The organism is Limnoraphis robusta BA-68 BA1, assembly GCF_034932365.1.
Classification (GTDB): domain Bacteria; phylum Cyanobacteriota; class Cyanobacteriia; order Cyanobacteriales; family Microcoleaceae; genus Capilliphycus; species Capilliphycus robustus.
In genome coordinates, this window is sequence record NZ_JAYGHR010000095.1 from 1 (window position 1) to 10,446 (window position 10,446).

At 40.3% G+C, this 10,446-nt stretch carries 7 protein-coding genes; 4 read left to right on the forward strand and 3 right to left on the reverse strand.

Annotated features, from left to right (window positions below; all coding sequences use genetic code 11):
- Window positions 1–172: 172 nt before the first annotated feature.
- A complete protein-coding gene (locus VB836_RS27290) occupies window positions 173–874 on the reverse strand; it encodes a rhomboid family intramembrane serine protease (protein WP_046280234.1) in 702 nt (233 codons plus the stop codon).
- Between the two features lie 208 nt (window positions 875–1,082).
- On the opposite strand from VB836_RS27290, the gene VB836_RS27295 reads away from it, so the two are divergent.
- From VB836_RS27295 to VB836_RS27310, 4 genes are all read left to right on the forward strand, one after another.
- Window positions 1,083–4,712 (forward strand): peptidase, encoded by a 3,630-nt coding sequence (locus VB836_RS27295; RefSeq protein WP_323224281.1) that lies wholly within the window; start codon window positions 1,083–1,085, stop codon window positions 4,710–4,712.
- A 212-nt stretch (window positions 4,713–4,924) separates the two neighbouring features.
- Window positions 4,925–5,326 carry a lectin OAA family protein gene (locus VB836_RS27300; RefSeq protein WP_323224283.1) on the forward strand — a complete coding sequence of 134 codons (402 nt, stop codon included), beginning with the start codon at window positions 4,925–4,927 and terminating at the stop codon, window positions 5,324–5,326.
- Window positions 5,327–5,664: 338 nt separating this feature from the next.
- Window positions 5,665–6,183 (forward strand): DUF3611 family protein, encoded by a 519-nt coding sequence (locus VB836_RS27305; protein ID WP_323224284.1) that lies wholly within the window; start codon window positions 5,665–5,667, stop codon window positions 6,181–6,183.
- 167 nt (window positions 6,184–6,350) lie between these two features.
- Complete coding sequence (locus tag VB836_RS27310; RefSeq protein ID WP_323224286.1) at window positions 6,351–6,833, forward strand: DUF1269 domain-containing protein; 483 nt, start codon at window positions 6,351–6,353, stop codon at window positions 6,831–6,833.
- A gap of 193 nt (window positions 6,834–7,026) precedes the next feature.
- Here VB836_RS27310 and VB836_RS27315 read toward each other — a convergent pair whose 3' ends face one another.
- Both VB836_RS27315 and VB836_RS27320 read right to left on the reverse strand, forming a co-directional pair.
- Window positions 7,027–8,235 (reverse strand): histidine phosphatase family protein, encoded by a 1,209-nt coding sequence (locus VB836_RS27315; RefSeq protein ID WP_323224288.1) that lies wholly within the window; start codon window positions 8,233–8,235, stop codon window positions 7,027–7,029.
- A gap of 360 nt (window positions 8,236–8,595) precedes the next feature.
- Window positions 8,596–10,446 (reverse strand): hypothetical protein (locus tag VB836_RS27320; RefSeq protein ID WP_323224290.1); only part of this gene is annotated, 1,851 nt, incomplete at its 5' end.

Genomic DNA, 10,446 nt, shown 5'->3' on the forward strand with positions numbered 1-10,446 from the left:
CTGTTGATAGACTAAAGGAATATATTGAAGAGCAAGACAGACCTGATTGATAGTTATTTGTTGGTCGCAATTCATCCTATCGCCAACGTTTCTTATGGCGTAGGTCTTCTTGCTCCATTTCGATAAACTTGAGAAACGGTAACTTCAAAACTCGAATACCGTTTCTCGATTGCTAACGAGGTTTCGGGCCAGAAAATAACCCCAATATCGGCCCTAAAATGACCCCAAATACAAATCCGCCCGCGTGCGCCCAGTATGCGACTCCTCCGGGTTCAGCACCCGTAACCGCATCTACATTCAAACTCGCAACCCCATTCATTAACTGCATGACAAACCAAAATCCCAGAAAGAAAATTGAAGATAAACGAATCGGAATCGGAATGAAAATAAACGGTAAAAGCGTAATCTTAGCGCGAGGAAAGCGAATAATATAAGCCCCTAAAACCCCAGCAATTGCCCCACTCGCTCCCAAAGTGGGTAAAGCAGAAGTCGGTGCAAAAAAGCCCTGGGTTAGAGCCGCCAACATTCCACAGACAATATAAAAAATCAGGAACTTAAAATGACCTAAACAATCTTCAACATTATTCCCAAAAATAGCAAGGTAAAGCATATTTCCGCCAATATGTCCAAAACTCCCGTGCAGAAATTGAGAAGTAATCAGAGTAATCCATTCAGGAAAAGGAGAAACGGGCAACGCAACAGGACAGGAATTTGTCAGTTGACAAGGCACAAAAGCCCAAGTGTAGAAAAAATCTTCAAGCTGTTCAGGGGCTAACCCTAATTCAATGATAAAGACGACAATATTTGCTAGAATTAACGCCCTTGTCACCCAAGGCGTAATATAAACTGGATTTTCGTCACGTATAGGAACCAAGGGAACAATACCTCATCATTAAAATTTGTGCTTACATTAGCTTATTTTTGATGGGGCTGACAACTACCTTGAGTTTACAAGAACTTCTAAACAAAAATTTGAGGTCTGATCTTCACAAATTTTGATCAATCTCGACACTCATAATAGATTAAGATTTGAGCAAGTACAGAACTTTCAAGCTGATGGTTCTTTAGATCGACTCAAAACTATGGAAACCGCCTTCGAGCAATTTTGGTCTCTCGTCTGGGGAACGCTCACCCTCAATCCTGAAGTCTATAACCAAATCCACACCCTACCGCAAGGAAATATCATCGCCCTAACCATCGTGATCGCGGCGGGATTATCCGAAGCAATTGGCCAATGTGTCGTTCTGTTCATCAACCGAGTCAAGCCGCTTCGCTTTTTCTTGAGTCTGGGTATCGCCGCAGTTTTATTTGCCTTTTCTTACCTGTTTTGGGCGACAAGCGTCTGGTTAGTCAGTCACTTCTTCTATGGGACTCAACTAACTGAACTCCAACTGATCACAGTCCTACGAACTTTAGGACTCAACTACGCCCCCTTACTCTTTGGATTTTTAATAGGCTTACCCTACTTCGGTATACCCATTTTTGTATTATTGTCGCTGTGGATTTTATTAGCAGAAATTGTCGGATGGCAAGCGATCACCAATCTCGGAACCTGGGAAGTTTTTGTCTGTGTCGGATTAGGTTGGCTTGTCTTCCAAATCCTCCAACGCACCGTCGGTCGTCCAATTGTCATCTTGGGACAGTGGATACAAAACAAAGTCGCCGGAACACAACTGGTTAAAGACCAAGCCGGAATCGAACAAATCATTTTAGCTGGAAACCCAATCAGTTTGAGGGATGTCAGCAACGAAGTCATCCAAACCAGCACCGACGTGATCAGTAGCGCTTCACAGCGTCGATTCACTCCGTTGAAACTCATCTTAATCGGATTAGCGGCTTTTGCGATCATCCTGTTCTTCTCTTCAGGCTCTCAAGATGCCCTCTCAACTTGGTATCTGACATTAGGAAAAACCCTGAGACTGATCATTAATTTAATCGGTATTAGTATCATCGCCTTATTCTTTTCCATCGTCTTGACCCCCTTTGAAGCATTAGGATGGTGGGCGGGATGGTACGGATCAGAACCCTTAAAATATTTCGGAACCTCCATCGACAAGACTTCCCCCTCCACCTCAATTGATCGCTACGTCATCTATTTAGACGGCATTAACCAAGGTTCCTATGAATATCTTCCCAATGTCGAGCGCTTATTAAATCACTTAGCCACTACCCTTCCCAAAAACATCCTGATTGTCAAGGGAATTATGCCCTACACCGTCACAAACCAACCCTTGAGTGAAAATCATCCTCTGGCTTTTTTGTGGCGGATGCTGGAGTCTTTCGCCGTAAAACGTCCGACGAATCCCATTAGTCTGATCATCAATATTCGCAATATGGTTGCCGTCGCCGTTTCAGCAGACCCTCGTTATGGCCCGATCCAAAATCAAGGTTTGGCACAGGTTTTGTTTAACAGCTTAGTCAACTTTGGTTATCCAGTCGGGAGTAAAACCCCGATTACCTTAATTGGATATAGCGGCGGTGGCCAGATGTCGATGGGAGCCGTTTCATTTTTGCAGCAGACCCTCGATGCCCCCATTGAAGTCATTTCTCTGGCTGGCGTGATCAGTGGTAATACAGAAGTGATGAAGGTTGAACAGCTCTATCACCTCGTCGGCGAGAAGGATAACGTTGAAAAATTGGGGTCAATTATGTTTCCTGGACGCTGGCCGATTTTGTTCCTGTCTAACTGGAACCGAGCCAAACGTCGAGGTAAAATTTCTCTGATTTCTCTCGGCCCTGTTGCTCATAACGGCCCTGATGGCCCGATGGCAGCCGAGGTATTGTTACGTGATGGTCGTAGCCATCTTCAGCAAACGGTAGAAATAATCACCGGAATTTTACTCAAAAAAGGGGAAACAACTGGATTAGATCCCAAGGAATTGATTACCCTCAGCAGCAATTATAAACGCTACAAAGCAGCCCCCTTTAATCAACTCAATTATTATCCGGTCAATCAATCCATCAATCTTGAATATTATCAACCGATTGGAACTTGGATCGGGCGTTTAATTTTACCTCCGGCGGTCGAACGTCAAACCGTTAAAGGAGTTTGGTTAGAAATTTATCATGCTGATAGTGACCATCAACATCGTATCGGTCAGATTGTTAATTTACGCTGGAGTAATCAGACTCGAGTACAAACTTACGTTAAATTAGTCACGCAAGATGTTAATTTTATTTATCAAGCTTATCAGAGTCAACGTCAAGGGAAAATTCACCCAGAACGGATTAACGGTTGGCAGCAAGTTGATCCCTTAGAGTCTTTAGCTGGGGCTTTACCCAACGATGAAATGATTGTTAAATTGCCTGATCCAGTGATTGTAGAAGATACAGAATCTGAACGTCTGACACTGTATATTCATCGAGATCCGATCCAAATTACCGGGCGTTTTTATGGGTTCGTTCAAATTGTCAAATCTCTCGGGAATGATTTATTTAAAGTTCGTCACTACAGTCGTCAATCTCAACAGTTTGATGGCTTAGAAGAAATCGTTTATATTCCCACCGTGATTCCTCGGCGAAATGGTGTTTTTCCCTCGACAAATCACCAACTTGAAAAATCTCCCGTGAATTCCTCCGGTTGGTACATTTATGGCGCGAAAAATTCTGAAGGAAAGTTTGTAGTTGAAGCCCTTGCACCCCGTTCATTATTGTCTCTAAAACCGGAACACATCATCCAAGGTAAAAAAGCCACAATCAACTTTATAAACTTCCACGCTTGGGATAAAACAGTGGATAACAAAGGTCATGCTTATAGCATTTTACTTGATCCTCAAATCGAAGAATATCCTAACGAAAAAGCCTCAGATTGGCAAGAAGGAGAGCGAGCGTTATTGATGCACGTTTATGGAGGAATTGGCGGGAAAAAACCCGAGCCTTCACCCTGGGGAATTTTCTTCGGGCATTTTTCTTTTGGAGTGGCGAATGTCATCCGTGATCCTCTCAGCGATGAACTGCGATTTGACATCGAATATCGCCAAATTTATACACACAATAGCGATGGAGTTACTTCAGGAACATTGGCTTGGATGCGGTATATGGGGGCGCGTCAGTGGGGATGGTTGGGATGTCGTCCAACTTGCGATGTTTTGGTGAAATTTAGTCCGCTAACTAAAGATTATGATTTTGATGGGTTAACCTTTTCTCCACTGAGTTATGTGATTAATGAACTCGATATTATGGCGGCGCGATATCGGATTGGAGATGGCACCGGAACAACCTTTGTGAGTGCCGTTAATTCTTGTGTACAAGACTCGAGTCAAGCCTTTTATTCCGCTTTACGCCGCATGATGGCTGAGATGGAGTTGAATCCATTAATTATTAAATGGTTAAAAGATCATCCCCAACATGAACAAACTCAACGGTTTATTTTGTTAGTTGATTTAGTGAAAAATTTGGAGCGTTATCTCACCCCCCTGAAAAAAGTTCGCTCCGATTGGCGGTATAATATGTCTACATTAGGCAGTTTTCCGCTCGAAACTCCTGGAAAAACGCTATTAAAAGTAATCGCCAGTTGGCGAACTTTACTCCCTCGTTGGACTTGTGATCAAGTCTCAATGATTTTTCTACAGTTAGGCGCTTCACTGTGGCTTCTGCGGACGAATCAAGTTGGAGGAAATAATCCTAGTATTGAACCGATTGCACCTACCGATTTTTCCATTGCGGTTCCGAAAGTTAAACAATCAAAACGCCTTCATAAAGCCATCAATTAATCGGAAAAGAGGGAGTTTATGTTGTTTGTCTGATCCGATCAAGAACGGCTAGACCGGAAACCGACGATTGATTTTTGAAATAAAACATAATAATTAATATCTTCAAGAATGAGTAATCTATTTGTTGAGCAAAAAATCTATACTTGGCATTTATACCAATAAGATGTATCGTTGAATGATGTAGAAATAACTAAAATCACATTAGAAGAATTATGGCATCATACCAAGTAGAAAATCAGTGGGGTGGCTCATCTGCTCCCTGGAATGAAGGTGGCAAATGGGAGATCGGTGGTCGCTCTAACCAAAATGTTGTTGCTGTCAACGTTCAGTCTAGTGATAACGGACAAACTCTAAGCGGAACAATGACTTACGCTGGTGAAGGGCCGATTGGTTTCCGGGCAACCTTGTCAGGGAATAATACTTATCAAGTAGAGAATCAATGGGGAGGAGATTCTGCACCTTGGCATCCAGGTGGCAACTGGATACTTGGTTCTCGGCAAAATCAAAATGTTGTAGCACTCGACATTAATTCCGATGATGGAGGCACAACTTTGAACGGAACGATGACTTATCAGGGAGAAGGGCCAATCGGCTTTAAGGGAACACTGATGTAAGGAACTCCTTTTTCAAAGATAAAGAGTTGCGATCGCTGGATTTCATATTGAAGGGGACTGGCTACCTTAGCCCGGACAGTATGTTTTTAGGCGATCGCCATTGATTTGGATTATCAAAGTTGCCAAGACCCAAAATTTGCAAAATAATCTAATATCAAATACAGAAAACAATCCGACAGATGATCAATTTATAGAGAAATGGTATGCTTTCCCAATAAATCTTTATGAGTTAAAACTCAAAAAAGGAAAACAATGTCTGAACAGCGACTTGACTCCGCATCGTCTACTCGAATTCATCAGTTAGCATCTGAGTTTCGGCGTTTAGGCTGGGTTTTGCCTTGCAAATTACTCTAGGAATTATTCCCCTGTTTATGTTAGTTTTTGTGCTTTTTTTTAAGACTAATATTACGCCCAGAGGCCGAGGACTTTCTCTGTTTGGAATCATGTTTTGTTATGGCTGCTTACTGGCTTTAGTCTTTACTATTTATTGGTGTTACCGCTATACTAGAATTTCTAAAAAATTAGAAAATAATCTGCTTCGTCCTCAAATACAAGAGGTGATTAGATGTTTATGGATTGGGCTAATTGCTAATATTATTGGGATGGGCTGTGCGGTTCTGGTTGGAATGAGTCAAATTGGCTCTTTTCTTTTAAAAACATTGCTTCTTCCTCCAGGTTCTGCTGCGATTTATAATCCGATTCCTGGTGCAACAGTTATCAATCCAGGCTCAATTATTACCCCTTTTGATATGATTGCCATGCAGGCTATTATTAATACGATAGCGGCTGAATTAGTGGGAATTATAGTCGCTTTATGGTTATTATTCCAAGTGATTAAACCTTCGTCACGTCACTAAGCCATTCTGCCGAGCAGCTTGGAGAAAAACTCCAAGAGTTTCAACCCAATCTGGGACATCTATGAATTAGAATTTCTGACCTAAAGTTAGATTGACAAACTACAGAGATTGATTTACTCTGATGCCAGATGTGTTAATCATTGTTTTGATAATCAGGAGACTTTGTGATGAGTGATTTAATCGCAATGAGCTTTGACAACGAATTCAAAGCCGATGAAGTTCTCAATACTCTAGCAAAATTGCAAAAAGAACATCTAATTGATCTCGAAGATGCAGCAATTGTTGTCAAAAATGCAGAGGGAAAAGTTAAGCTCAAACAAGCCCTAAATTTAGTCACCGCAGGAGCCGTAACGGGTGGTTTCTGGGGACTCTTATTCGGAACACTTTTCCTATCTCCTCTATTAGGTGTCGCTGTAGGGGCAGCTACAGGTGCTTTATCTGGAAAAGCGTCTGATATCGGGGTAAACGATGACTTTATGAAAGAATTGGGTGAAACACTCATACCGGGAACCTCTGCCATTTTTGTTTTAGTTCGCAAAGCCACTCCGGATCGAGTGATTGAAGAATTAAAGCCTTTTAACGGCAAAATTCTACGAACTTCTTTGTCTGCTGATGATGAAGAACAACTGAAAGCAGCTTTAGAGGCTTAAGTAACAGTATTGAGTCAAATTATCTAAAAACAGTAACACAAATCTACCATTGAAGAGAAAAAAGTGTTACTGTTTTATGGATTGCAAGATGGATTATATATCGCATTTTTATTGAAGTTGTAAATTTTAGATAAGCGGGATGTTCGTACTACACTTTAACGATTTTCAACAACTCCTCAAAAAACGCTATAAGCTATAAATGAACGTGATAATTCACGGTTTGAACAATAGCAGGATGTTCCAAGGGATAGTAAATCGCGTGAATTGCTTCAGGATACAGTTGCCAGTTTTGAAGTTGGTTTGAACTCAAATTTATAACTTTACTTAGGAAAGATTTGATCATCAGTTCATCAACGATGACTAATCCTGTTCGTATTTTTTGATCACTCTTAGAAGCCAAAGCAATTTGATGGCGATCTTGGATTTTTTCCTGCCATACTTGCAGTAAATCATTGAAAACTTGAAACTGCATTATGTTAGGATGATAGCGAAGAATTTCTTCAGAAATGACTTGAGAGTGATTGATAACTTGAGTTAAACAAAAATCAATCGGAACATCTTTAAGTTGTTGTGAAATTTGTTGAATTTGTTGATGATAAATATTAGATGAAGCAACAAAAAGTAAACGTAATCCTTGTTCTTCTTCCTCGAATACAGGTAGTTTTTCGTTCAAATGTTCTGTGATATTGAAACTCTCTAATTTGGCAGAACTCCTAGAACTGTGCGGAAACTTCAGAATACTTACACCACAATTAGACTGTTGTAAGCTATGAAATAAATGTTGTTCAAGACCCAAGGCAGTGCTAATTAAAGCGCGATTTGTGCTACTCTGACCTACCACTAAAATAGTTGCGCCTCTATGACGAGGTAAAATTTCTTGCCAAAACTGTTCAGCTTGTTTGTAAAGATCTAATACTGGAAAATAAGATTTTTTTACTCGGGTACAAACGGCTAAATTTCCCGTTTCTTCAGAATTGATTTGTGAAGGAACTTCCATCTGAAATTCCTGGGGACGTTGTTTCCAATCGTGATAATCTTGAGGAAATTGTTCTCGGACTGTTTGAAAAGATAAACCTTGCCATGCCCTCAGATCAACCCCCTGCAAAAATTTAGACTGACGCATTTGAGGTAAATCTGAACCTGTTGTACTTAGAGCTGCTAAAATTTCAATAGCCGTTTGTTGAGTCCGCTTCAGTGGGCTAGTATAAATCGCATTAATATTAAACTTTTTTAGAGCTAAACCTGTTAGATAAGCAGAACGACGCCCTTTTTCGGTCAAAATATCCTGTTCACAGCACCCAGGGTAGCAAGCTAAAAGGTTAGAAACGCTCTGAGCGTGGCGAACCAAAATAACCGTTGTTTCATCACTCTGATGACGAGGAAAATTAACAGTTAAACGCATAAAAAGCTCCTCCCGATTTTCATTTTAAAATTTGCTTTAAATTGCTTATCGCTCTTTTTTATGGATCGCACAAGCCATTTCAAGTAGTAGCTACTATTACACTTTTACGCTCGGGCTATTCTCAGACGACAGCCTTTTCAAAATACTTTGACAGCCAATAGAGAGAGTAGGGGCATAGCTATGCCATGCCCTTACAATATCAGTGTTGCCACTGAGGATAAGGAAGCGCGTGTAGAGTTATACCGTTTCTCGAAGCCTATTTTCGCAATTGTCAAGAAAAATTTTTTCAATAAAAATATTGGGGGGTTTCCCCCCCATGCAAACGCTGACAGTGATTTTGAGGACTATCCGATAAGGTACTTAAGCGATCGCGGAATCATCATCGACTTCAAACCCATTATTAACTAGGTAAAGGAATGTTTGAGGAACACCAATTTCATCGACTGAGGTAACAGCGTAGAATTCTGTTAAGCCAATTCGGTTATCATCAACTTCGAGAAAGTCTTCGTAGTAGTCATCTGTCCAAGGTGCATTTCCTTCTTTTAAACCAGCACCCAACATATACTCTAAGGTATCCCGATAGCTTACTTCATCAAGTGAGTTGACATTGTAATGAGTGAGCAAATCTTGTGCATATTCTGGGTTTTCTCGATAGTTATCCAAATTAATCCAAGGTGCCGGATTTTGACCATTTTCTAAGCCTTCATTGAGTGCATAATTAGTCAATTCTGAGTTATCAATCTCGCCATTATTATCACTATCAATGATAGTTTCATCAGATGCGATCGCTTCTTCATACTCATCTTGATACCACTCAACATCAACTAGGCGAGACACATCGAAATCGTCATCTAAATCGTCATCGTCGTCTAAATCATCATCCAAATCATCGTCTAAATCGTCATCCAAATCATCATCATCGTCGTCTAAATCATCATCCAAATCATCGTCTAGATCATCGTCAAGGTCATCACCTGAAATGTCATCATCATCGAGATCATCAATAATTTCATCGTCATCCAAATCATCCAAATCGTCTAAATCGTCATCCAAATCATCATCATCGTCGTCTAAATCATCATCCAAATCATCGTCTAGATCATAGTCTAAATCGTCATCCAAATCATCATCATCGTCGTCTAAATCATCATCCAAATCATCGTCTAGATCATCGTCAAGGTCATCACCTGAAATGTCATCATCATCGAGATCATCACCTGAAATGTCATCATCATCGAGATCATCAATAATTTCATCGTCGTCCAAATCGTCATCCAAATCATCGTCTAGATCATCGTCAAGGTCATCACCTGAAATGTCATCATCATCGAGATCATCAATAATTTCATCGTCATCCAAATCGTCATCCAAATCATCGTCTAGATCATCGTCAAGGTCATCACCTGAAATGTCATCATCATCGAGATCATCAATAATTTCATCGTCATCCAAATCATCCAAATCGTCGTCTAAATCATCATCCAAATCATCGTCTAGATCATCGTCATCATCATCACCTGAAATGTCATCATCATCGAGATCATCAATAATTTCATCGTCGTCCAAATCATCGTCTAAATCGTCATCCAAATCATCGTCTAGATCATCATCAAAGTCATTATCTATACCCACATTAACATCGGGAATTTCTCCAATAATGCCATTGTTATCGAAGTCATCATCTAAGTCATTATCGAAATCGTCATCAAAGTCATCATCCAAATCGTCTAAATCATCATCTAAGTCATCATCGAAGTCATTATCATCGTCATCTAAATCATCATCTAAGTCATCATCGAAGTCATTATCAAAGTCATCATCGAAGTCATTATCATCGTCGCCTAAATCATCATCTAAGTCATCATCGAAGTCATTATCATCGTCATCTAAGTCATCGTCTAAATCATCATCTAAATCATCCTCTGACACAAGATTGATACCCTGAAATAAACCCACACCAAACGCAAACTGGAAGACTTGTTTCAAGCTAATTTCTTCAACTCCAAAGCCAAAGAAATTAGTAACTGCTTCCAGGTTATCATCAAAATAGTCACGAATATTGAACACCGGATTAAACCAACGTCCTTCATCTAATCCAAAATGGGTCAAATGTTCTAATAAGTCTGAAGGAGTCCAATCATCAGGAAGATCCGAGTTGATTTGTTTGTAATAGTTGAGATCTACAAGAGGATTAAACCAACGTCCTTCATC

What these genes read in the sequence shown, in the direction of transcription:
- VB836_RS27295 (WP_323224281.1), top strand. Translation starts at nt 1,083, where the DNA reads ATGGAAACCGCCTTCGAGCAATTTTGGTCTCTCGTCTGGGGAACGCTC.
- VB836_RS27300 (WP_323224283.1), top strand. Translation starts at nt 4,925, where the DNA reads ATGGCATCATACCAAGTAGAAAATCAGTGGGGTGGCTCATCTGCTCCC.
- VB836_RS27310 (WP_323224286.1), top strand. Translation starts at nt 6,351, where the DNA reads ATGAGTGATTTAATCGCAATGAGCTTTGACAACGAATTCAAAGCCGAT.
- VB836_RS27315 (WP_323224288.1), bottom strand. Translation starts at nt 8,235, where the DNA reads ATGCGTTTAACTGTTAATTTTCCTCGTCATCAGAGTGATGAAACAACG.